The sequence below is a fragment of the Nocardia mexicana NBRC 108244 genome (genome assembly GCF_001613165.1).
Lineage (GTDB): Bacteria > Actinomycetota > Actinomycetes > Mycobacteriales > Mycobacteriaceae > Nocardia > Nocardia mexicana.
Genome location: NZ_BDBV01000050.1, coordinates 1 through 21546, shown reverse-complemented (window position 1 = coordinate 21546; position 21546 = coordinate 1). Strand labels below are relative to the sequence as shown.

20 protein-coding genes are annotated in these 21546 nt (G+C 69.2%); 7 read left to right on the top strand and 13 right to left on the bottom strand.

All coding sequences use genetic code 11. The annotated features are described in order from the left end of the window. Window positions 1-6: 6 nt before the first annotated feature. From NM1_RS20115 to NM1_RS20095, 5 genes are read right to left on the bottom strand one after another with little or no spacing between them, the layout of a single operon-like run. Complete coding sequence (locus tag NM1_RS20115; RefSeq protein WP_084519836.1) at window positions 7-1029, bottom strand: MCE family protein; 1023 nt, start codon at window positions 1027-1029, stop codon at window positions 7-9. After that, the gene (locus NM1_RS20110) at window positions 1026-2033 is read right to left on the bottom strand and encodes an MCE family protein (protein ID WP_068021818.1); all 1008 of its coding nucleotides are present in this window, start codon (window positions 2031-2033) and stop codon (window positions 1026-1028) included. The genes NM1_RS20115 and NM1_RS20110 overlap by 4 nt, the downstream gene beginning before the upstream one ends. Then, window positions 2033-3064 carry an MlaD family protein gene (locus NM1_RS20105; protein ID WP_068021814.1) on the bottom strand — a complete coding sequence of 344 codons (1032 nt, stop codon included), beginning with the start codon at window positions 3062-3064 and terminating at the stop codon, window positions 2033-2035. Before NM1_RS20105 ends, NM1_RS20110 begins: the two co-directional genes overlap by 1 nt. Before the next feature lie 4 nt (window positions 3065-3068). Continuing rightward, window positions 3069-3938 carry an MlaE family ABC transporter permease gene (locus tag NM1_RS20100; RefSeq protein WP_068021811.1) on the bottom strand — a complete coding sequence of 290 codons (870 nt, stop codon included), beginning with the start codon at window positions 3936-3938 and terminating at the stop codon, window positions 3069-3071. Next, complete coding sequence (locus NM1_RS20095) at window positions 3938-4774, bottom strand: ABC transporter permease (RefSeq protein ID WP_084519818.1); 837 nt, start codon at window positions 4772-4774, stop codon at window positions 3938-3940. The genes NM1_RS20100 and NM1_RS20095 overlap by 1 nt, the downstream gene beginning before the upstream one ends. A gap of 181 nt (window positions 4775-4955) precedes the next feature. Here NM1_RS20095 and NM1_RS20090 point away from each other — a divergent pair, with 181 nt between their 5' ends. Both NM1_RS20090 and NM1_RS20085 read left to right on the top strand, forming a co-directional pair. Then, window positions 4956-5957 carry an AraC family transcriptional regulator gene (locus tag NM1_RS20090; RefSeq protein WP_084519817.1) on the top strand — a complete coding sequence of 334 codons (1002 nt, stop codon included), beginning with the start codon at window positions 4956-4958 and terminating at the stop codon, window positions 5955-5957. 130 nt (window positions 5958-6087) lie between these two features. After that, window positions 6088-7209: an acyl-CoA dehydrogenase family protein gene (locus NM1_RS20085; protein WP_068021809.1), complete on the top strand. Its 1122-nt coding sequence runs from the start codon at window positions 6088-6090 to the stop codon at window positions 7207-7209. Between the two features lie 4 nt (window positions 7210-7213). On the opposite strand, the gene NM1_RS20080 is transcribed toward NM1_RS20085, so the two are convergent. Together NM1_RS20080 and NM1_RS20075 are read right to left on the bottom strand one after the other, a co-directional pair. Then, complete coding sequence (locus NM1_RS20080; RefSeq protein ID WP_068021807.1) at window positions 7214-8143, bottom strand: undecaprenyl-diphosphate phosphatase; 930 nt, start codon at window positions 8141-8143, stop codon at window positions 7214-7216. Between the two features lie 104 nt (window positions 8144-8247). Continuing rightward, window positions 8248-8592 carry a hypothetical protein gene (locus NM1_RS20075; protein WP_246010746.1) on the bottom strand — a complete coding sequence of 115 codons (345 nt, stop codon included), beginning with the start codon at window positions 8590-8592 and terminating at the stop codon, window positions 8248-8250. A gap of 186 nt (window positions 8593-8778) precedes the next feature. On the opposite strand from NM1_RS20075, the gene NM1_RS20070 reads away from it, so the two are divergent. Next, window positions 8779-9459 carry a hypothetical protein gene (locus tag NM1_RS20070; RefSeq protein WP_211339302.1) on the top strand — a complete coding sequence of 227 codons (681 nt, stop codon included), beginning with the start codon at window positions 8779-8781 and terminating at the stop codon, window positions 9457-9459. 30 nt (window positions 9460-9489) lie between these two features. Here NM1_RS20070 and NM1_RS20065 read toward each other — a convergent pair whose 3' ends face one another. The 3 genes from NM1_RS20065 to NM1_RS20055 all read right to left on the bottom strand — a co-directional run bounded on the left by NM1_RS20065 (window position 9490) and on the right by NM1_RS20055 (window position 13571). Further along, on the bottom strand, window positions 9490-10875 hold the full coding sequence (locus tag NM1_RS20065; protein WP_068021806.1) for an ABC1 kinase family protein: 1386 nt from the start codon (window positions 10873-10875) through the stop codon (window positions 9490-9492). Between the two features lie 203 nt (window positions 10876-11078). Next, window positions 11079-12089: an alpha/beta hydrolase gene (locus tag NM1_RS20060; protein ID WP_068021800.1), complete on the bottom strand. Its 1011-nt coding sequence runs from the start codon at window positions 12087-12089 to the stop codon at window positions 11079-11081. A gap of 255 nt (window positions 12090-12344) precedes the next feature. After that, window positions 12345-13571, bottom strand: a complete 1227-nt coding sequence (locus tag NM1_RS20055; RefSeq protein ID WP_068021797.1) for an esterase/lipase family protein — start codon at window positions 13569-13571, stop codon at window positions 12345-12347. Window positions 13572-13937: 366 nt separating this feature from the next. Here NM1_RS20055 and NM1_RS20050 point away from each other — a divergent pair, with 366 nt between their 5' ends. Continuing rightward, the gene (locus NM1_RS20050; RefSeq protein ID WP_068021792.1) at window positions 13938-14567 is read left to right on the top strand and encodes a YdcF family protein; all 630 of its coding nucleotides are present in this window, start codon (window positions 13938-13940) and stop codon (window positions 14565-14567) included. Between the two features lie 59 nt (window positions 14568-14626). Here the strand turns inward: NM1_RS20050 and NM1_RS20045 are convergent, their stop codons facing one another. Then, window positions 14627-15853 carry a PucR family transcriptional regulator gene (locus tag NM1_RS20045; RefSeq protein WP_068021790.1) on the bottom strand — a complete coding sequence of 409 codons (1227 nt, stop codon included), beginning with the start codon at window positions 15851-15853 and terminating at the stop codon, window positions 14627-14629. A 414-nt stretch (window positions 15854-16267) separates the two neighbouring features. Continuing rightward, on the bottom strand, window positions 16268-17710 hold the full coding sequence (locus tag NM1_RS20040) for a lipase family protein (RefSeq protein ID WP_068021788.1): 1443 nt from the start codon (window positions 17708-17710) through the stop codon (window positions 16268-16270). 433 nt (window positions 17711-18143) lie between these two features. Here NM1_RS20040 and NM1_RS20035 point away from each other — a divergent pair, with 433 nt between their 5' ends. Then, complete coding sequence (locus NM1_RS20035) at window positions 18144-18797, top strand: SDR family oxidoreductase (RefSeq protein ID WP_068021785.1); 654 nt, start codon at window positions 18144-18146, stop codon at window positions 18795-18797. A gap of 98 nt (window positions 18798-18895) precedes the next feature. On the opposite strand, the gene NM1_RS20030 is transcribed toward NM1_RS20035, so the two are convergent. Then, complete coding sequence (locus NM1_RS20030; protein WP_084519816.1) at window positions 18896-20107, bottom strand: lipase family protein; 1212 nt, start codon at window positions 20105-20107, stop codon at window positions 18896-18898. A gap of 205 nt (window positions 20108-20312) precedes the next feature. On the opposite strand from NM1_RS20030, the gene NM1_RS20025 reads away from it, so the two are divergent. Both NM1_RS20025 and NM1_RS20020 read left to right on the top strand, forming a co-directional pair. After that, on the top strand, window positions 20313-20534 hold the full coding sequence (locus tag NM1_RS20025; protein ID WP_040748009.1) for a hypothetical protein: 222 nt from the start codon (window positions 20313-20315) through the stop codon (window positions 20532-20534). 143 nt (window positions 20535-20677) lie between these two features. Further along, a partial coding sequence (locus NM1_RS20020) for an RsbRD N-terminal domain-containing protein (protein ID WP_068021773.1) occupies window positions 20678-21546 on the top strand: 869 nt, incomplete at its 3' end.

Below are 21546 nucleotides of genomic sequence, written 5' to 3'. Positions count from 1 at the left end.
ACCTCATCAGCACGCCTTCCCCTGGTAGGGAATACAGATCGCCACTCCGGCGCCCGGCGCGGGCGGCGGCGCGATGCGCAGGCCGTCGGGGCCGAGCATCGCCGAGATCTTGGCGACGAACTCCTTGATGCCGTCGATGACGGTCTGGATCTTGGCCGGATCCTGGAACACCTTGTCGAACAGCTGCTCGAACTCCGTCACGGCGGGCTCGATGCTGTCGCCGTAGGCCATGATCGGCCGGTGCAGGACGTCGGCCAGCCGCTGCAGCAGATCGAAGGTGCGCACCACGTCGGCCTTGCGCTGCCCCAGGGTGACTCCGACAACGCCCAACTGGCGCACGAAATCGGCGAGCACGGCGCGGTCGGTGGCGACGGCGCCGATGTACTCGTCGGACACCTGCACCGCCTGGTTCAGCTCCCGGTCGCGATCGGCCAGCACCTGGGACAGCCCGGTGAAGTTGCCGATGATGTTGCGGACGGCATCGGGCTGTCCGGCCAGCGCGCGATTCACCTCGGAGACAGTGGCCCGCAACGTGGCGCCGTCCACCTCCTCGAGCTTCGGGGTGGCGGCCTCGATGATGTCCGACAGCTCGAACGGCGTCGTGGTCCGCTCCGGCGGAATATGCTTGCCGCCCAGCGCCTTCGCTCCCTTGGGCGACAGCGCGAGATAGTGTCCGCCGATCGGGGTGAGCATCTTGACCGCGGCCGAACTCTGCTCGCCCACCGGCACCGAACGTTGCACGCCGAACCGGATCTCGACGTGATCACCGGCCAGCCGCACCGAACGCACCTCCCCCACCTTGATTCCCGCGATCCGCACCTCGTCCCCGGGCCGGGCGGCACCGGAGGTCCGGAAGTCGGCGGTGTAGGTCCGCTCCTCGAACGGCACCGCGTAGACCACCGCGGCGGCCAGCAGCGCGACGACGCTGACGACCACTCCGGCTATGCCCCAGCGCAATTGGGAGGTCTGCACGCCGTGGTCGGCCAGGAAGTCACGCAGTCGCGCACCGCTCGGTATCAGCGAAATCATCGGCACACCACCAGGTTCTGATTGCCGAGCACCTGCGCACCGATGCCCGGGATCGGGGCCGGGCCCGACGAGCAGTTCAGCGCGACCGGCTGCCCCTTCGGCGGCACCGCGCTGTTGAGCCCCTGCAGCAGCGCGGGCATCAGGGACAGGATCTCCACGATCTGGTCGGTCTGCGGCAGCAGCCGCCGCAGCAGCGCGTCCAGCGGCTGGTAGTTGCCGTCGTAGATGTCACGCAACTCCTCCAGCAGCGGGATCAGCGGCCCCATGGTGCGATTGGCCCGCGTCACCGCATCGAGAATGGCGCCGGTCTGGGTGCTGAACTGGCGCAGGATCCCGCTCAGCTGATCCACGAGATCCCCTACGGCGGCGGACTTTCCGCCGATCGCCTCCGATACCTCGCCCAGGTTGCGGATCAGCAGCACGATCACCGCCTCGCTGTTCTTCGCGTACTTGGTGAGCCGGTCTAGGTCGGCCAGCGCGGGCCCGATACCGCTGCCGTCGCCGCGCAGCACCCGCAGCAGGTTCTGCCCGAACTGGTTGAGCTGCGCGGTATCGATGGTCTCGAACAGCGGCTTGAACCCGTTGAACAGCTTGGACACATCGAAACTGGGCGTCGTGCGATCGAGCGGGATGGTGGCGCCCGGGGCCACCTTGCGGCCGGGCATCCGATCCGGAAGCAGCTCCACGTACCGCTGTCCGACCAGATCCTGATACCGCACCGCGGCGCGCGTGTTGTCGTAGAGCGGGCGGGCCCGGTCGACGGTGAAACGGACGCGGGCCAGCTCACCGTCCAGGCGCACCGATTCCACCGTGCCGACCGCCACGCCGGACAGCCGCACCGTATTGCCCTCGTACAGGCCGGAGACGTCGGTGAACACCGCCTCGTAGGCCTCCCGGTCGTCGGGGACCGGGGTGTTCAGCGCGGAGACGACGAATACCGCGCACACCACGACCACGACGAGGAAGACGACCAGTTTCGCGCTCGCGGCGCCCACGCTCCGCATCAGCGCGCTCCCGGTGCGGCGATCGAATCCACCAGGTACGGCATGGTTTTCACGATCACCTCGAGTTGCAGCTGCACCCGCCCGTCGACCACCGGGAAGGCCTCCCCCATGTGCTCGATCAGGCCGTGGACGCGGTCGTAGGCGGGCGCGACGGTGCCCAGGGACACTCCGATGGGCACCGCGACGTCCAGGACGCCGCCGAGAATCCGCGCCAGATCCGGATTTCCGCGCTCCAGCAGATCGGCGACACCGCGCAGCAGCACCGTGTCCACCCCGTCGAGCGAGCGGTTGGTGCGGGCGCGGTTCGCGGCCTCGCCGAAATACACGCTCTGGTCCAGGATTCCGAGGATCGCCTCGACCACCGGCGGGCTCAGCTCGGCGGCGCCGCCGCTGACCTCGGCGCCGACGCCGAGATAGTGGGCCAGCGGCGCCCGCTGGTCGGTCGCCAGCATGCGGGCGGTCTCGAAGAACGACTCCACGGTCGGGCCGAGCGCGTCGCTGTTGTCGATCAGCAGGTCGAACAGGTGCCGGACGGTATCGGAGTCGAGCACCTGCGTCAGCCGCGCCGCCCGGCGGAACATCCCGGCGACGGTGGCGTTCTGCGCGTTCTCGCCGATGTGCAGGGTGGCGTTCTCGGGCAGCGGCGCGCCCTGGCCCGTGGGGACCAATTCGATTGCGCTGGAACCGAACACATTCGAGGAGGTGAACCGCGCCGAGATCGCGTCGGTGAGCGCGCGGGCCTGCCCGCGGTCGAGATCGAGCTCGATGCGCTGATGCCCGTAGCCGACGGTCTCCACGTGCCGCACCCGGCCGATGGCGAAGCCGTGGAACTTCACCTCCGCGCCCGGCGCCAGCCCCTCGCCGAGGGTAACGGCATCGATGGTCAGCCGGAACCGATCGGTGAAGCGGCCCTGCGCATACCCGGTGACCACGATCGCCACCACCGCTATCAGCGCGGCGATCACCACGCCGCGCAGGCGCAGCGACCACGGTCCCGCGGACCGGCCCGAATGATCGACGAATACACCCATGGCGCTACCCCGAGATCCTGATGCCGACGTCCAGGCCCCAGAACGCGATGGTCATGATCATGTCCGCGACCACCACCAGCACCAGGCTGGCGCGGATGGCGCGCCCCGAGGCCCGGCCCACGCCCTCCGGGCCGCCGGTGGCGAAGAACCCCTGGTAGCCGTGGATGATGATGATCATCACCACGAACACCGTCGCCTTGACCAGCGAGGCCAGCACGTCGCTGGGTTGCAGGAAGGCCCCGAAGTAGTGGTAGTAGGTGCCCGAGGACTGCCCGTGCAGCACGTTCACCACCACCGCGCAGGAGATATAGGACAGGATCAGCGTCAGCAGATACAGCGGGACGATGGTGATGATGCCCGCGATCACCCGCGTGGTGACCACGAACGGGATCGGCCGGATCCCGATGGCCTCCAGTGCGTCGATCTCCTCCGAGATGCGCATGGCGCCGATCTCCGCGGTCATCCGGCACCCGGCCTGCGCGGCGAACCCGATGGCCGCCACCATGGGCGCCATCTCGCGGGTGTTGGCGTAGGCCGAGACGAACCCCGTGAGCGGGCCCATCCCGACCATGTTCAGCGCGGTGAAGCCCTCCACGCCGATCGACCCGCCGACCGCGACCCCGAGGAACACCAGCACCGCGACCGTGCCGCCGCCGACGATGATCTTGCCGCTGCCCCAGGTGATGTCGGTGAGGATCAGCATGGTCTGGCGGCGGTAGGCGCGCAGCGTGTGCGGCACCGCGCCGAGCACGTGCACCACGAAGGTCGCCTGGTGACCGAGCGCCTCGAACACCGTCATCGGGGCGCGCGCACCGGAAACCGCCGTGCGGCCGACCGCCCCGAGCGGAACGTAGCGGGAGGGAACCTCGGTCATCAGCCCACCTTCGTCGGCAGGAACATCGAAACCAGCTGGGTGATCACGAGATTCACGCCGAAGGCCGCGATCACCCCGAGCACCACCGCGGCATTGACCGCATTGGCCACGCCCTTCGGGCCGGCCGTGGCCTCCAGCCCGCGCTGGCACGCCACGATCAGCACGATCACCCCGAACACCACCGATTTCACGATGGCCACCGCCAGATCCGCCATCGAGGCGAACGACGAGAACGAGGCCAGGTAGCTCCCGGGCGTCACGCCCTGAAACACCACGGCGACAACGTATCCGGTGAAAACGCCCATGAAGATGATGAGCAGGCACAGCAGCGGCGTCAGCGCCAGCATCGCCGCCAGCCGCGGGGCCACCAGCCGCCGCACCGGATCGATGCCCATCACGCGCAGGGCGTCCACCTCGTCGCGAATGGTGCGCGCGCCCAGGTCGGCGGCGATCGCCGATCCGGCGGCGCCGCCGAGCAACAGCGCGGTCACCATCGGGGCGCCCTGGCGGATCACCCCCAGGCCCCCGGCGGCGCCCGACACCGACGTCGCGCCCACCTGCTGGGTGAGGCTGCCGACCTGCACCGAGACGATCACGCCGAACGGAATCGCCACCAGGACAGCGGGAATCGCGGTGACGCTGACGATGAACCAGCCCTGCTGCAGGGTGTCGCGCCAGGGATGGCGCAGACCGATGATGTCCTGCACCAGATAGCGGAATGCCGCCACCCCCATCTGCAGCGTGCGCCCGAAGGTGCACAAGCCCGAAAGCACCAGGTCGATCGACCATCTCAGCATCGGCGCCGATATTCGAACAACCTTCTCGATGGTCGTCATAGCACTCCCCGCAAACCCGCCTGCGCCTTCGAGCGAGAGCGTATAACAGTTAGCCGACTGACATGTCACTCTTCGTAGAAATAGTCCGCAGTTCCGGTGACGGAAGCGAAGTTTCAACCGCGTGCACGAAGTTCACCGGGCGGCCTCCGGAGCCGCCGCGCTCCGTTGCTACGGTCGGCAGGTGACCTCGACCGATGCCGGATACACGCTGCCCATTCAGCGGGTGCGGGCCATGGTCGATCTGGCCGAGGCGCGGGGGTGGGATGTGGGCGGCATGCTGGGCGAGGCGGGTATTTCGCCGGAGTTGCTCGCGGAGGGCCGGTCTCGCGTCACCGTCGAGCAGACGGTGCTGATGGTGCAGCGGCTGTGGCGCACCACCGACGACGAACTGTTCGGCCTGGGCCTGGGGCCGATGCCGCGCGGTACCTTCCGGCTGGTGTGCTTCGCGCTGATCGGCGCCGCCGACGTGGGCGCGGCGATCCGGCGTTTCGTCGGCTTCCAGAAATCGCTGCCCGGATTCCCGCCGCTGACGCTCACGGTCGACGGCGGGCAGGCGCGGGTGGCCTTCGATATCGGCGCCGTCCGCAAGCCGGTGGGGCTGATCATCGACACCATGCTGACGATCACCCACCGCTTCCTCGGCTGGGCGGTCGGCGGGCGGATTCTGCTGCGACAGATCGAAGTCCCCTATCCCCCCTCGGATCTCGACGATTACGACCTGATATTCGGTGCGCCCGTTGTCTTCTCGGCACCCGCACCGGCACTCGTCTTCGATGCCGCGGTGCTGGACACCCCGCTGGTGCGCGACGAGGCCGACCTGCTGGAGTTCCTGCGCAACGCGCCGTCGGCGGTGATCGGCCGCCGCCACTACTCGGTCGCGCCGAGCGCGCAGGTGCGCCGCATTCTGGAGCGCGGCCTGCGGGGCTCGTGGCCCACCGTCGACGAGGTCGCCGCCGAACTGGCCGTGAGCCCGCAGACGCTGCGCCGGAAGCTGCGCGAGGAGCACACCTCCGCCCGCGAGATCCGCGAGCAGATCCTGCGCGACGCCGCCGTCGCGAGCCTGGTCCGCGGCGACGAGACCGTCACCGCGCTGTCGCGGCGGCTGGGCTTTTCCGAGCCCAGCGCGTTCTCCCGCGCCTTCCGCCGCTGGACGGGGAGTCCTCCGGGGTCGTACCAGCGGTAGCTCCTGCTCGAGCGCTGCGGTCAAGGAATCGAGCGGCCGGGTCATTGGCACCACACAGACCGCTGCGCATCATCGGAGGCAAGCATCCGAACAGAGGAGTTCTGCTGTGTCTTTGCACCGTTCACCGTGGATGGACGAGGATCTGGACGCGCTGTCCGAGCTGGCGCGCCGCTTCTTCGAGAAGGAGTGCGCCCCCAACGAGGACCGGTGGGGACGCCAGCACCACGTGGACCGCGAGATCTGGAACAAGGCCGGCGACGTCGGGCTGCTGTGCCTGAGCATTCCCGAGGAATACGGCGGGGGCGGTGGCACTTTCGCGCACGAGGCGGTCGTCGCCGTCGAGCAGACCCGGGCGATGGCGCCGAGCCTCGGCAACCCGGTGCACTCCACCATCGTCGCCCACTACATCAATTCCTACGGCACGGAGGAACAGAAGCGGGCCTGGCTGCCGAAGATGGCCAGCGGCGAGATCGTGGCCGCCGTCGCCATGACCGAGCCCGGCACCGGATCGGATCTGCAGAGCATCCGCACCAAGGCGGTCAAGGACGGCGACGACTACGTCATCAGCGGCGCCAAGACCTTCATCTCCAACGGGCTGCTGTGCGATCTGGTCGTCGTGGCCGTCAAGACCGCGGAAGGCAAAGGCGCGGACACGGTTTCGCTGATCGCGGTGGAGACCACCCGCGACGGGTTCCGGCGCGGGCGCAATCTGGAGAAGGTGGGCCAGCACGGCCAGGACACCTGCGAGCTGTTCTTCGACGAGGTGCGGGTGCCGCAGTCGAATCTGCTCGGCACCGCCGAGGGGCTCGGATTCATCCAGCTCATGCAGCAGCTGCCGCAGGAGCGCCTGATTCTGGCCGTCGCGGCCGCCGCCGCCATCGAGAAGACGGTCGAGATGACGATCGCCTACACCAAGGAGCGCGAGGCGTTCGGCAAGCCGATCTTCAAGTTCCAGAACACCCAGTTCGTCCTCGCCGAATGCGACACCATCAAGAGCGTGGCCTGGTCCTTCACCGACGACTGCGTCGCCAAGCACCTGCGCGGCGAACTCGACGTGCCGACCGCCGCGAAGGCGAAATGGTGGCTCACCGAACAGCAGTGCCGCGTCGCCGACGAATGCCTGCAGCTGTTCGGCGGCTACGGCTACATGGCCGAATACCCCATCTCCCGCGCCTTCACCGACTCCCGAATCCAGAAGATCTACGGCGGCACCAACGAGATCATGAAGATGATCATCGGCAGGAGCCTGTAGGTTCTCACCTGAACCTGACGATCGACAGCGAGCCGGCGACCAGGCAGTACACCGCGAACGGCAGCAACGTACGAGTCCGGAAGAACCGTTCCAGGAACCGGACCGACAACCACGACACGAGGCCCGACACGATGGCGCCGACCAGCACCGGCCCACGAATGCCGACGGTCGCCGGTCCGGTCAGCTCCGGCAGCTCCACCACGCCCGCGCCCAGAATCACCGGTGTCGCGAGCAGGAACGCGAACTTGGCGGCGTGCTCGTGCTCGAGCCCTCGGTACAGACCGCCGACCATGGTGAGTCCGGATCGACTGAACCCCGTCAACAGGGCCCCGGCCTGCGCGAATCCGATACCGGCAGCATCGCGCAGGCTGAGAGCCGCCAGCGGCCGGTCGGACTGGCGCACCTCCATCGTGCACAGTCCGCCATGCGCCTGCCGCAGCGCGAACCTGCGACCATACTGCGCCAGCGTCGGTTCGTTGCGTCGACGCAGGCCCTCTCCGACAATCAGCAAGACACCGTTGAGGGTCAAGAACACGCTCGCGTAGATCGGCGCCGCGAACAGGACGTGCAGCGGATGTTCGAGCAACGGACCCAGGACGGCGACCGGGCCGGTCCCGATCACGATCAGCCACGCCAACCGCTGCGGGACGGTCTGCAGTCGCCGGGTGCGTAGGGTCGCGAGGAATCCGGCCACTATGGCCTGCCAATCCCGCCGGTAGTAACCGAGCAGTGCGACGGCCGTCGCCACGTGCAATGCGACCACGAACGCCAGATACGGCGTGTCCGCGCCGGGCTCGTCCGAGCGGACCATCATCTGCCAGTCGCCCCCGAGCCACGAGGCCACCAGCACCGAATGCCCCAGACTCGAGACCGGAAACAACTCGGTGACACCCTGCACCGCCCCGATGACGGCCGCTTGAAAGTAGGTCAGCATCGCGACGAGTCTCGCACACGCAGATCTCAACCGCCGCACGGGTATTCGATGACCGACGGCATGGCCGGGAGTTCGGGCGGCGGCGTTCCGGCAGCGGTTGCCGACTACTCCGAGGTGAGTTCGGCCAGGGCGTCCGCGGCGTCGCGGTTGCCGCCCGCGGCGAGACGGCGCAGTTCGATGAGGTCGCCCTGGTCGGTCGCCAATTGCACGAGTTCGTCGACGGCGTCGGCGTTGCCGCTGTCGGCCCAGCGCCGCAGCTCACCCATGTCTCCCCGGTCGGCCGCCAGCTCGACGAGTTCGTCGACGGCGTCGGAACTTCCGGCGGCGGCCAGGCTGCGCAGCTCGTCCATGTCGCCGCGCTCGACGGCCAGCACGATCAGCTCACCGATCGCATCGCTGTCGCCGCCCGCCGCCCGTTCCCGCAGCTCGCCCAGGTCGGAGTCGGTCATGAAACGCACCCTTTCGGTGATCGTGGGGCCCATGTGTCCCGGTTCGGCTGAGCATATCCCCGTAACGACGAGCCGCAGCACACCCGGCAACGAATCATCGACAGCCGCTCGAGCGCGGCACTGCACGCTCGAACGGCCTCTCGGTAATCATGGTCGAATGCTGACGAAGCGACATGGAGGGTGGATATGAACGGTACGAGGGTTACGGGTGCGCTTGCGGCGCTGGCGATTTCGGCGGGGCTGCTCGCCGGAGCTCCGGCGGCGCAGGCGGGGCCGGGCGACTGCGCGGCGGGCAATCCGCTGCAGGCCGAGGCGCAGTTGTTCGCCACCGACAACACCGACAACATCACCGACCCGACCGATCCGAGGCTGCGAAACCGGTTGGAGGGCTTCGAACTTCAGGTCGACGGGATCGCGCTGCGGGAGCTCACGCTGCCGGTCGGGTCGACGCTGGTCAGCGGCGTGTTCTGGTCGGATACCCAGCAGCGGGCCACCTACGAGCGGTCGCGGGAGTTCCGGCTGGCCTGCCTCGCCGGACCCGAGCTGCACCGCATCGCCGACCAGGTCCGCAACCGTTTCCACCAGGAGTCGGTGCTGACCTTCGAGCCGCTGCCCGCCGACTCCCCCGCTCGCGACGCCTTCACCGTCGAAATTCCCGGCGTCGACGTCACCCGCTTCCACGACGCCCTGGTCGCCGACCCGGAGACGCGCACCCGGCTGGTGGGCGGCTCCGTCACCGAGAACGACACGCTGATCCTGATCGCCGACCTGGCCGACCTGCCGCTGGTCCAGGAACTCGCCGGTCGGCTGGGCGCCGCGTGGGATCCGGCCGCGGTCCGCTACGGCGATCGAGAATTCGTCGACTGACACGGGCGCCCGACAGACCCGCCGCGACAGTCAGTCGGCGGGCAGTTCGACGCCCTGCTCTGCCGCCTTCGCGGCCACCTCGTCGGGGAAGACGTTGCGGAACAGGAACAGGTCCTGGCCCAGGCGCCAGCCCGGCGCCAGCGCCACCGCGTAGCGCTCGAAGTACCCGAGCTGCTTGCCCATCAGGATGAGCTGCTCGGGTCCGAACGCGCCGCGGCGCTTGCCGAATTCGACCAGCCGCGCGGCGACCTTGCCCATATCGAGCTTGGCCAGCTTGCCCGACAGCACCGGCGCCAGCGCCGTCGCCAGCTGGCGGCCGATGGTGGCATCGTCGCCCGCGTCGCCCTCGACCAGGTCGAGTTCGCGCAGGGCCCGTGCGACCGGCCGGAAGTCGCCGTCGATGGCGCTGGCGTGGAACAGCGCCCGCACGAACTCGCGCCACTGCGGGGTCATGGTGCCGACGATGCCGAAATCGAGCATGGCGGCGCGGCCGTCGTCGAGCAGCCAGAGATTGCCCGCGTGCACGTCGCCGTGGAACAGGCCGTGCACGACAACGCTTTCCACCCACGCCTTGACCAGCCGCCGGATCAGCAGCTCCGGATCCGGGTGCACGGCGCGGATATCGTCGAAGCGGTCCAGCGGCATCCCGCTCATGCGCTCCATGCACAGCACCCGGGGCCCGCAGTAGCCCCAATACACCTCGGGCACAACGACATGCGTGTTGTCACCGAAGGCGCCCAGATGCGCGCGGGCGCGGGTCTGATTGTCGGCCTCGTTGCGGAAGTCCAGTTCGGCGACCGTGGTCTCGTACAGGTCGCGCACCACGCCCTGGGCGTTGGCGATCCGCGCGTTCTCCGACCGCCGCTCCATGAGCCCGGCCAGCCGGTACGCCGCGCGCAGATCGACGATCATGCGCCGGGCGATATCGGGGCGCTGCACCTTCACCACCGCCGGACGGCCGTCGGCCAGCACGCACCCGTGCACCTGCGCCACCGATGCCGCCGACAGCGGCTCGTCGTCGAACTCCCGGAACAGCTCGCCGATCGGCCGCCCGAGGTCGGCCTCGATGATGGCGCGCGCGTCGACGGCCGGGAACGGCGGCACGTCGTCGAGGCAGCGCAGGCAGGCGTCTGCCAGTTCGTCGGGGAACGACGCCGGCGACGACGCGATCAGCTGCCCCAGCTTCACGAACATCGGGCCCAGCACCTCGAACCCGTCGACCATGCCGTCGGCCATGGCGCGCCGCCGCCGCGACCGCCGCAGGCCGCCCCGCAGCACCCGGCGTGTCACCGACCCGCCCAGCACCGTCCCGATCGCGGCCGTGCGCCGGAACTCGGAGAATCCGAACTTCTCGAGTGCCGGTCGCAGCACCTCCGGTTCGGCCACGGCCTCGGTCTCCAGGGCCGCGGCCGTCACCGCGCGCCACCGATCGTCACCACACGCTCTGCCCAGCTCATCTGCACCGCTCCGACCGCCTTGTCGCTCTCGTTCGAAACGTCGACGTTCGACATTCCCCGGCGCCGCCCCTGCGCGGCGCCGGCTCGGCTATACGACGGAAGTGTACGACCATGCCGCCACGTTCCCGGGCAGGCCCGGGGTGGCCGGGGTCGACGGTGCGGTTATGCGGGCACGCCGAGCCCCGAGGCCAGCACGGGCCACGAGTTCTTCAGCGCGTCCTGCCAGTAGCCCCACGAATGCGTGCCGGTGGGCGTGAACTCGAAGGTCGCGGGGATGCCGAGTTCGCCCAGCTTGTTCTGCATATTGTGGGTGCAGTGGTTCACCGCGGCCTCGATGACGCCGCCGATCAGCATCTGGTTGAAGAAGCCGCGCGGGCCGGGCTGCATGTACTTGCCCTCGTACTTGTCGTACGCGCCGGGCGCGCCCGTGCCGCTGGAGATGTACAGCGCCAGGCCGCGCAGCTGCTCGGCATGCAGGTAGGGATCGTTGGCGGCCCACATCGGATCGTTGTCGGGGCCGTACATATTGACCGTATTGCCGCCGCCCCAGGCCTCCACCGACAGCTTCACGAACTGCCGCCCGAGCGGATCACTGATCTGCGCGCAGCCGCTGTAGGCGGCCACCGCCTTGTACAGTCCCGGCTTGGCGATCGGCAGCTGCAGCACCGAGGTGCCCGAGGTGGACAGGCCCGCAACGGCATTGGCGCCGGTGGTCTGGAATTCGGCGTCGATCAGCGGCGGCAGCTCCTCGGTGAGGAACGTCTTCCACTTGTACACACCGAGTTTCGGGTCCGGAGCGCGCCAATCGGTGTAATAGCTCCACTTGCCGCCGACCGGCTGCACCACGTAGGTCTGCTTCTCCGACAGGAAGCCCAGGACGTCGGTGTTGCGCTGCCAGGTGGCCGAATCCTGGCCCCCGCCACCGCCGTTCAGCAGATACAGGACCGGGGCGGGCGCACCGGCGTCGGCGGGCCGCTGCACGTTCACCATGATGTCGGTGTTCATCGCCGCCGAGTGCACCCGCAGCTGCATCGTGCGGCCGTCCACCGGCCACGAGCCGGTGATCGCCGACCCGTCCGGGGCATCCGACGCGGCCGGCGCCGCCCCCAGCATGGCGCCGGCCGCGACCACTACGGCGGGTATCACGCAGCCGCGCAGTAGTTTTCGGATCATGTTCGAGTCTCCTGTTCTTGGGGATCGGCAACATTACCGGCACGCTTCTCGCCGGAACAGGCCGGTGCCCGCCGGGCGGTGTGGGTAATCCACCACCCGGCGGGCAGGAACCGCCGTATGTGAATCGCCGTGTGCGGGATACGGAGCTGGGCCGGCGTGCCCATCCCGCGCGGACGTTACGGCGGGCGGTGTCCCGGTGCGGCGCGCCAGGGAATCAGGGCTCTCGCACCGCACCGGACACCCGCTCGTGGGTGGTCAGAGCTTGCCGCCACCACCCAGCAGCCACGGGTTGAAGGTGCACTGCAGCGGTTGGGACGGATCGAGCGCGTTCAGGATGATCGAGAGCACCCGCGGCGAGTACATCAACGTCAGGTGGTCGGACAGGTCCTGTTCGCACCCCTCCTGCAGCGTGATGTTGCGTACCGTCGCACCCGGTCCGGCCTTCAGGAACGTCAGGTCGTACGGGTTGGTGACCTCGTCGTAGCGGGTGCCGACCACCGTGTAGTCGACCCCGGGGACGGTGTCACCGCCCTCGTTGAGGTTGTTGATGAAATCCGAGCCGATCGTCTGCTGGATGCCCGAGTGGCCCACGAAGATCTCGATCAGACCGAGCACGTCGATGCCGAAGTTGTTGATCGCGCGCCCGAGCGCGCCGATCCCGTCCAGCGACGTGCCGTGGTTGGTCGCACCGAAGGTCATCATGTGGTGCACCTTCGACGCACCGCCCTCGAACTTCAGGTACTGCCGCGACATGGTGCCGCCCTGCGAGTGCCCGACCAGGTTCACCTTCGACGAACCGGTCGCGGCCAGCACCCGATCCACGAAGGGCGCCAGCTGCTTGGCCGAATCCTGGATGTACCCGGTGCCGTTGGCACCCGGCAGCACCGAGCCCAGTCCGCCGCCCTCGAGCAGGTTCGACTGCCCGTAGTTGAACGTGTAGACGCAGTAGCCGGCATCCTTGATCGGCTGACTGATGTACGCGAAGTTGTTGTAGGCGTTCTCCCAGGTCCCGTGCACCAGCACCACCGGCTCCGGATGCTCGGCCGTCGGCTTGCAATTCCAGTCGTTGGTGCCGGGGGGCGCCACATTCGGGTTCAGCAGCCCGTAGCCGAACGCGGCGAGGAACGAGGTGCTCGCCGGGCCGTACCCCACGGTGTCCGAGGAATGTCCGCCCGAGGAGCCCGAGCTCGAACCGGAGCCGCCGTAGCAGTCACCCGACCCGTTCCCGGATCCGGCGCCACTTCCGGATGTGCACGCCGACCCGGAACTGCCGGCGCTGCCGCTGTCCTCGGCGATCGGTTGTGCGGCGGGGTTCTTCAGCCCCCGGGCGATGTTGTCTGCCAGTTGTTGTTCCGTCGGCTGCTCGATCGGCGCCTGCGCGGGCTGGGCGCCGGCACCGGCGGCCCCGAACCCGACTGCGAGCAGCGAGACTCCTACGAGCACCGCGGCACTCAACGGCCGTCGGCGGGTACTTCGTCTCATTCCATGCCTTCCTGCAGAACCACAGCGTTCTCCAGTTCCGGTGCCGGACGGGATATTCCGTCCGGCCGGAACCGCGTTCACACGCTAGGTCCGGTAATCAGGCACTGGATACGAACTGCCGCAGGCTCTTCGAAACCTCACGAGCGGCGCACCGGACCGCAGTGAAAGTACACAAACCCGGTATTTGCGAGGCGCGGGAAGTCACGCGATATTCGGCTGTCGCCAGCACAATTCCGAGCGATCGGCACGGTGAATTCTCCAGCACTGCAACCTATCACGATCCAATTACGGCGGCGAGGTGCATCATTCCTGCATTACTCCCGCTCCACCCCGCCGACGCCGGCCGTTCTGATCACGGAGTCTCCGATGCCGCACCATACGATCCCACTGTTGCGATCCTGCACCCGAATCCTCGCCGGCACCGTCGTCGCGGCCGGGATGCTGCTGAATGCCCCTGCCGCCCTGGGCGATCCGCTCTCCGACGCGATCGGCGCCCTGATCGGTCAGCTCGGAGCGGCCGCGACCGGCCAGCCCGGTCAGCCGCTGCCCACCCCGCGCGGGCCCGGCACCGCCATCGTGGTGCTCGGCTACGGCCTGGAGCCCGACGGCCGCATGCGGCCGGAGCTGGTCCAGCGGCTGGAGGCCGGATTCGTCCAGGCCGTCATCTCGCCGCAGTCGCCGGTCATCGTGACGGGCGGCAATCCGCGCGGCGGCGTCACCGAGGCGGACGCCATGGCCCGCTGGCTGATCGAGCGCGGCATCGCTCCCGAACGCATCCACGTCGAACCGGCCGCCGCGGACACCCGCGAGAACGCCGCCAATTCCGCGGTGCTGATGCGGGCGATCGGCACCGGGGATGCGGTGCTGGTCACCTCCGCCGACCATATGCCCAGGGCCACCGGGATTTTCGCCGATGCGGGCATTCCGGTGATCGGCACCCTCACACCGGACGGCCTGCCGCCGTTGCTGCTCGCTCCGTTCGGTCCCGCGGCGTAACCCGCCGCGCCGGTGCCGGCGGCGAAGCGGTCGTCCGCTGCCGGCACTCGGGCAACGGCTCAGCCGGTGACGGTCGCGAGTTCGAAGGCCAGCAGGGCGAGGCTGGCGCGGGAGATGCCCTCCGGATGCGACAGATCGAATCCGGCCAGCCGCTCTATGCGCCGCTGCCGGTGCGACACGCTGTTGGGGTGAATGCCCAGCTGCCGCGCGGTGGCCCGGCGGTCGAGCCCGGAGTCGAGGAAGGCCCGCAGCGTTTCCAGCAGTTCGGGGTGCGCCGCCAGCGGCTGCAGCGCCGCCGCGAGATGCTCGCGCGCCGGGCCGGGCCGGGTCATCTGGAATTCCACCGCGACGTCGGCCATCCGGTACAGGCCGGGCGGGCGGCCCAGCGTGCGCACCAGTTCCAGCAGTTCACCGGCCTGCTCGGCGAGGTCGGGAATGGATTCGGTGGCGCCTGCCACCACGGTGGCGGTGAGCGGCACCGAGGCCGCGGCCGACAGCACGTCGAGGGTGTCGGCGGTCATCGCGAGCCCGCCGGTGAGCGCGGGCGAATCCTCCACCGGCACCAGAATCGTGCCGCCGTCCACCGACAGCAGCGACAGCGCCCGCGATCCCAGGACCGGCGCCAGCGCGCTCTGCAGTCGCCGCAGCTTGCGGCGGGCCACGCCCTCCACGTTCAACCGGGGGTCCCGCTCGCCGGGATGCGGCGGAATCGACAGCGCCACCACCTGATAGCTGTCCGCGACCGTGATGCCGGTGCGGCGCTCGAGCGCCTCGCGGCCGTGGCCGCTCAGCAGCGCCGTCACGAGAGTCTGTGCGGCCGTTTGGTGATGGCGGGCGGCCAGCCGGTGCTCGTCGAGGTAGGCCGAGGAGGTCGCGACCGTGACCGTCTCCAGCAGCCGCAGCACCTGCTCGGTGCCGGACAGCAATTCGGCCGGGCCGCAGCGCTGTTCGGCGGCGACATGGTCGAAACCGCGCCGCACCGTCTCGTGATAGGTCCGCAGCACGGTGTCCAGGTCGATGCCCTCGCGGGCCCACGCGGCCGCCCGGCCGACCAGTTCCGACAGTCGCGCCGCGTCCTGCGGACCGGGTGCGGACAGCACGCCCAGCGCCAGTGCCAGGCAGTCGCGCACGCCCGCGGTCAAGTCGGCGCCGCTCCCCCGCGAGTCGGGCGCGGGGCGTTCGCGAAGGAAGTACTCGGCCAGTCGTGCGGACAGATCGCTCGGTCTCGCGGGCTCCTCGGCCGGACGCACGCCCGGCGAACTCAGGACCGGTGCGGATGATGTCATCGGGTCGCTCCAAAGGTCGTGACCGCGGGGTGTGTACCCGCCGGGCGCCAGGGGTGAGGTCGCGCCCGGCGGGTGGATCCACTGCAGCGCACACGCACCGCGCAACGGAGGGGGTTGGTAGTCCACATGCCGCGGTACGGCGGTGCGCCGGCGGGCGGGTTGATTGTTCTCGGGGCACCGCCCGGCGGTGGCTGACCCGGCTACCGAACCGGCGCCTCCTTTCCTGCTCGAGGTGCGGCGCGCCGATGCCAGACGCGGCGCCGACCGCGCAAACACCGGCGCCGCGTCACATCACGGTACGGCTACGGAATCGCCACGAGCGCGAAACAGCGCAAATCCGATGACGATTCATCAAGGGCGGGCCGGAACCCTAGGGGCGGCACACAAATTCGCGCCGGGGAATTGACAGAGAAATCAGCACTCGTCGGGCGCCGGAATCCCCTGCAATCGCTGGTCCACCCAGTGCAACACCTCCGGATAACCCAGTCCCGCCGCGAGAATGTGCTCACCCAGAACGCTGCGATACACCGCGGGCACACCCAGGTCGCACTGCTCCCGGTACAGGTTGCGGGCGCCCTCGGCGGGGATCCACCATTCCTGCTCGCCGTTGTAGATGTACAGCGGCACCGCCGATTTCATGCCGCGCATGCGCGTCACCTCGTAGATCTCGGCGGCGACGTCGCTGCGCAGCGGATCGGGGATGTCCGAGGCCAGGTCGATCGGCAGCATCAGCACGCCCGGCAGCGCGAACACTCCCGCGCACGTGTCCTTCAGCGGTGAGGTGGCCGCCCAGCGGGCGAGATTGTTCATCCGCGCCAGCATCTCCGGGCGTTCGCGGGCGACGCCGAAGGTGGCGGCGAGGAATATGCCGGACGCGAGATTGCCGTTCATGCTGCGCCCGAGCAGCTCGTAGTCGGCCGGGACGCCGCCGAGCGCCGCACCCGTGATCACCGCCCCGAGTTCCGGTGCGTAGGAGTCGATCAGCGCGACGGCACCGCGCGTGGCGATCGCACCGCCGGAGTACCCGTGCATGGCGTAGTGGCTGTCGCCGTACTCGGCGGGCAGCTGATTGCGCACGGCGCGAATGGAATCCAGCACGGCGTGCCCGGCCACGAACGGTTCGGCATAGGCCATGCGCGGGCCCTCGTGGTCGGGGATCAGCACGGAGTAGCCGCGCAGCAGCCCCAGCTGGGTCGTCGGCGGGATGAAGTCGGTGGTGCTGGCGTCGAACGAATACCCATGCGCCAGTGTGTAGCCCGCCGTGCATTCGCGGCCGAGCGCATCGATCGGCAGGTTGTTCACCAGCACCGGGCGGGACCCGGGACCCGCCCACGCCGCGGCCGGGATCGCCAGCGACGCCGTCGCGTACGAGGGGGCGCCGTGGGCGTCGGTGGTGCGGTACTTCAGCTGCAGCACCTGCCGCACCGGAACCACCATCAGCGGTTGCGCGGTGGCGGTGACGTCGCGGAACTCGATCACGTCCCCCGGCGCGTACTCCGCGAGGTTCGCGGGCCAGACGTCGAACACCGGATCGCCGACGGCCGAGGGCATCACCGCCTGCTGCAACCGCGCCAGGTCCGGTGGCAGGTCCTGCGCCCCGGATACCGCGGGCATCGACGGCGCGACGATCGGGGGCGGCGGGACCACCGCGTTGATCCACTCTTGCAGATCGGGCAGGTCGAGGCTGTCCGGAAGCGAAACAGACGGTGCCGCGGGCACATTCGGCTGCGGCATCGCCGGTGGCACCGGAAGGCCGGGAATTACCGGACCGGGCACCGGTGGCTGCCCCTGCGCCACGACCGCCGTCGGCCCGCACACGATCAGCATCCCGGTCACGAGGACGCGCCAGCCACGCATGACTCACCCCCACTGTGAGCTCGCACCCGACCGCCGCCATACGGGTCCGGCCCCAAGACTCCCGGGCCCGCCGGGTCGAGTCATTCGAGGTTACCGGCGCGGCATCGTCCGACACCGTGTTTTGTCCGTTTCGTGCGCATCACGAGTCCGGTTCGATACCGGACGCCGTGCCACGGGATGTCGGTCCGGATTCCCTTGTGCCCCCGGCGGAATCGCCGACAGAGGCCCCCGATCGCGTATCCATGCTGCTCCGAAGTTCGGTCCCGGGTCTCTCCGGTGCGCTACGAGCCGCGATCCGCCACCTACCGTCCGCGGTTCGAGCCCCGATCCGCCGCCTGCCTGTCCGGGAATGGACGGGTCCGTAGGATTGCTGTGCGTAAGGATCACCGCAGCTCACCGCTGCGGACCACCCGGACCAACCGAACGGAGGGCCATGCGCATCGTCATCGCGGGCGGACACGGCAAGATCTCGGTACTGCTGGCGGAACTCCTCGCCCGGCGCGGCGACGAGGTGACCAGCCTGATCCGCAATCCCGCCCATGCCGACGAGGTCGCCGCGACCGGTGCGCGGCCGGTCGTGCTGGACCTGGAGAACTCCGCCGCCGCCGAGGTGGCGGCCGTGCTCGACGGTGCCGACGCCGTACTCTTCGCCGCCGGGGCCGGGCCGGGCAGCACCGCGGCCCGCAAGTACACCGTCGACCGGGACGGCTCGGTACTGCTGGCGGAGGCGGCGCAGCAGGCGAAGGCCGCGCGGTTCGTCCAGATCTCCACCATGGGCGCGGGCAAGCCCCCGGCGCCCGGCCGCGACGAGGTGTGGGCCGCCTACATCGACGCCAAGACCCAGGCCGAGGACGATCTGCGCGGCCGCGACCTCGACTGGACCATCGTCCGCCCCGGCCGTCTCACCGACGAGTCCGGCACGGGCCGGGTCACTCTCGTGGAGGCCCCGGGCGACTACGGCTCGATCCCGCGCGCGGACGTTGCCGCCGTCCTCGCCGAAACGCTCGGCGCGCCGGGCACTTTCGGCAAGACGCTGGAGCTGGTCTCCGGGGATACCGAGATCACGCAGGCGGTCGCGGCTATCTGACCAGCGCCGTCACCACGGCCCGCTGAGACGTCACCGCCATTGCGGAATGCCCCGTGGGCCGGGATCCACTGCTGGATCCCGGCCCGACAACACGTCCCTCAGCAGTTGCTCGGGGCGGGCTCGCCGCGCATCCGGGCGTCCAGCCAGGTCATGACCTGCGGCAGTCCGAGGACCGCGGCGGTCAGGTGGTCGGGCACCGGGATCGCCTCGGACTGCAGCCGCACCCCGGCCGCGCACCAGCGCCGGTTCGTGTTCACGATCGCGTCGATCGGCACCAGCCCGTCGATCGGCGAATGCCATTCGAACACCGGCATATTCGGCACACCGTCATGCAGCTCGAGGCTGTTCTCCTCGATCACCTTGCGGGCGTCGGGATCCTCGGTCATCTTGGTGGACTTCGCGAAATCGAGCGCACCGCGCCCGGCGCCCGCGGCGAGCAGATCGTTGGTGCAGCCGTTGGCGATCCGGCGGCCCATCGTCATGCCCTGGTCGTTGAGCTGCTCCGAGATCGGGAACCGGTCCGGGTATTCGCGCTCCAGGCCGAGACCGGCGGCGAAGGCCAGGCCGAACACCGGATGCGACCCGTAGCCGAGCCCCTCCAGCATCTTCACCAGGTTCATCGGCACGCCACCCGCCGCGGCGCCTGCGATGCGCAGCTCCGGCGCGTAGGTGGGCGCGAGCGCCGCCGCCCAGGCCGTCGCCATCCCGCCGCCGGAGTACCCGGCCATCGTGACGGGGCTGTGTTCCAGCCGCAGCTGCTTGACCTGCTGCGCGGCGCGGATCCCGTCCAGGGTGATCTGACCGCCCAATTTGGCGGCGCCGTAGGCGAATTGGGGTCCGAGATGATCGGGCAGCGCGATGCTCCAGCCGCGCTGCAGCACCACGTTGTAGGCGGGCGCCTCGCGCACCATCAGATTGGGATCGCTGGTGTAGAGGGTGTGCGAGATCGAGCATTCGGTGCCGAGCCCGTTGATGATGGTCTGGTACGACAGCAGCGGACCGTCCGTCGCCCGGTTGCGCGGCGAGAGCACGGTGGTCGTCGCCGCGATCGGCTTCCCCTCCGAATTCGTGGACCGGAACTTGACCAGCCACACGTCGGTATCCGGGAAGATCAGCAGCGGCGGCAGCGCCCGGATACCGAGCACGTCGCCCGGCTCGTGCTCGGCGACGTCGGCCGGAGCGCCGTAGAACGGATCCGGATCCGCCGCCGGAAGAATAGGCTGCGCGGACGCGGCCCCGACCGCGCCCGCCAGCAAGAGCAAGCTGCCGGCGCAGGCGCCCAGCGCACGCCGGAATGCGTTGTTCCCCATGGCCGTAAACATTAATAGGACTCGTTTCCGACTTCCTCTCGGGGGGTCATGTCCTGACAACTCACAAGCGCTCCGGATATGAGGCTGTGTTGCGAGACGAAATCACGCGAAAACCTGTTGACAGCGGTTACACGAACGTACCTTCGAACTCGGCGCCGCTGCCTGCTCCATATCGGCATCGGCGCAGGATCTAAGGAGCACGGCCATGTACACTCCCGACACCGTCACGGAGGCGCCGACCAGGCGCGTCACCGTCTATTTCGACGGTCCGGACCCCGGCGACGAACTGGTGCTCGAATATGCCGCCACCCGCGCCGAGGCATGGGAATTCGCGGCGGCCGCAGTGCATTCGGGATTGGCGGTCACCATCGATACCAAAGTGCGGCCCGGAATGCGCCCCCTGCCCTGCCGCAGCCTGTGGCACTGACCACACCGGGCTTGTGATGCCTCACAAGCGGCCGGGAGGCGACTTCCGCATTCGCACAGATCGTCGGCGAACCGGAGGTACGGCACCCACCCGCCGTTAGTGTTAACCGCCGCATCAGACAACTCGATGCGGAAGGAGTCAGCATGGTCGCCGACAGCTCGGCCCAACCGGGTCTCACCATCGCCGGAGCCCCGATTTCATCGCCGCTGAAGGATGTGTGGGCGCTGTCGCGGCAGATGGTCGGGCACTTCGTCGAGAATGTCGCGCCGTGCGGGACGCTGCCCGGCGACGCCATCCACGGCGACGTCACCACCATCACCCGGATGAACCTCGAGTTCGCGGTCAGCATGCTCGACGGCACGGACATCCCCGACAAGATCGAACGGCTGAAAGACGCCGCCGCGCAATGGGCCCGCGAGGGCGTCCCGATCGATACCATCCACCACGCCATCCACGAGGGCTTCAAGATCGGCCTGGAGCTGGTGGTGTCCGGCACGGCCGCGCGGCAGCGCAAGACCGGCGACGGCACCATGACGATCACCCTCTCCGACTACGAGGCGTTGATGGGCGGCGCCGAACGCGTCGTGGGAATGCTCGACACCATGACCACCGCGGTCTCCATGGCCTACGTCCGCGAACTCAGAGCCGTTGTCTCCGAACACCATACGGCCGTGCACACCCTCACCTCGGCACTGCTCGGCGGACACCCCACCTCCACCATGGCCCGCGAATGCGGCATCGAGATCGCCGACACCTATCGCGTTCTCGCGCTCGCGATCCCGCCGCATCCGGAGGAGTCGAATCCGATACTGGACGCGAAAGTGGTTGCGCGCCGCAAACTTCGACGTGTGCAGGCGGAACTGGCCACCCGCTGCGGCGATACGGCCCTGTCGCTGCTCTCCATCGACGGCGGCACGCTGCTCATCCCGGCCGACACCACCGACGACGGCCCCCTCGCCGATCTGGTCTCCGCCCTGTCGCACGCCGCGCGGGTCCCCATCACCGCCACCGT

Bases quoted from the DNA above. Each gene is read 5' to 3' on its own strand.
- NM1_RS20110 (WP_068021818.1), bottom strand. From the start codon at position 2,033: ATGCGGAGCGTGGGCGCCGCGAGCGCGAAACTGGTCGTCTTCCTCGTC.
- NM1_RS20070 (WP_211339302.1), top strand. From the start codon at position 8,779: ATGAACGGTACGAGGGTTACGGGTGCGCTTGCGGCGCTGGCGATTTCG.
- NM1_RS20025 (WP_040748009.1), top strand. From the start codon at position 20,313: ATGTACACTCCCGACACCGTCACGGAGGCGCCGACCAGGCGCGTCACC.
- NM1_RS20080 (WP_068021807.1), bottom strand. From the start codon at position 8,143: ATGCTGACCTACTTTCAAGCGGCCGTCATCGGGGCGGTGCAGGGTGTC.
- NM1_RS20050 (WP_068021792.1), top strand. From the start codon at position 13,938: ATGCCGCACCATACGATCCCACTGTTGCGATCCTGCACCCGAATCCTC.
- NM1_RS20095 (WP_084519818.1), bottom strand. From the start codon at position 4,774: ATGACGACCATCGAGAAGGTTGTTCGAATATCGGCGCCGATGCTGAGA.
- NM1_RS20075 (WP_246010746.1), bottom strand. From the start codon at position 8,592: ATGACCGACTCCGACCTGGGCGAGCTGCGGGAACGGGCGGCGGGCGGC.
- NM1_RS20115 (WP_084519836.1), bottom strand. From the start codon at position 1,029: ATGATTTCGCTGATACCGAGCGGTGCGCGACTGCGTGACTTCCTGGCC.
- NM1_RS20085 (WP_068021809.1), top strand. From the start codon at position 6,088: ATGGACGAGGATCTGGACGCGCTGTCCGAGCTGGCGCGCCGCTTCTTC.
- NM1_RS20100 (WP_068021811.1), bottom strand. From the start codon at position 3,938: ATGACCGAGGTTCCCTCCCGCTACGTTCCGCTCGGGGCGGTCGGCCGC.
- NM1_RS20055 (WP_068021797.1), bottom strand. From the start codon at position 13,571: ATGAGACGAAGTACCCGCCGACGGCCGTTGAGTGCCGCGGTGCTCGTA.
- NM1_RS20105 (WP_068021814.1), bottom strand. From the start codon at position 3,064: ATGGGTGTATTCGTCGATCATTCGGGCCGGTCCGCGGGACCGTGGTCG.
- NM1_RS20060 (WP_068021800.1), bottom strand. From the start codon at position 12,089: ATGATCCGAAAACTACTGCGCGGCTGCGTGATACCCGCCGTAGTGGTC.
- NM1_RS20045 (WP_068021790.1), bottom strand. From the start codon at position 15,853: ATGACATCATCCGCACCGGTCCTGAGTTCGCCGGGCGTGCGTCCGGCC.
- NM1_RS20035 (WP_068021785.1), top strand. From the start codon at position 18,144: ATGCGCATCGTCATCGCGGGCGGACACGGCAAGATCTCGGTACTGCTG.
- NM1_RS20040 (WP_068021788.1), bottom strand. From the start codon at position 17,710: ATGCGTGGCTGGCGCGTCCTCGTGACCGGGATGCTGATCGTGTGCGGG.
- NM1_RS20030 (WP_084519816.1), bottom strand. From the start codon at position 20,107: ATGGGGAACAACGCATTCCGGCGTGCGCTGGGCGCCTGCGCCGGCAGC.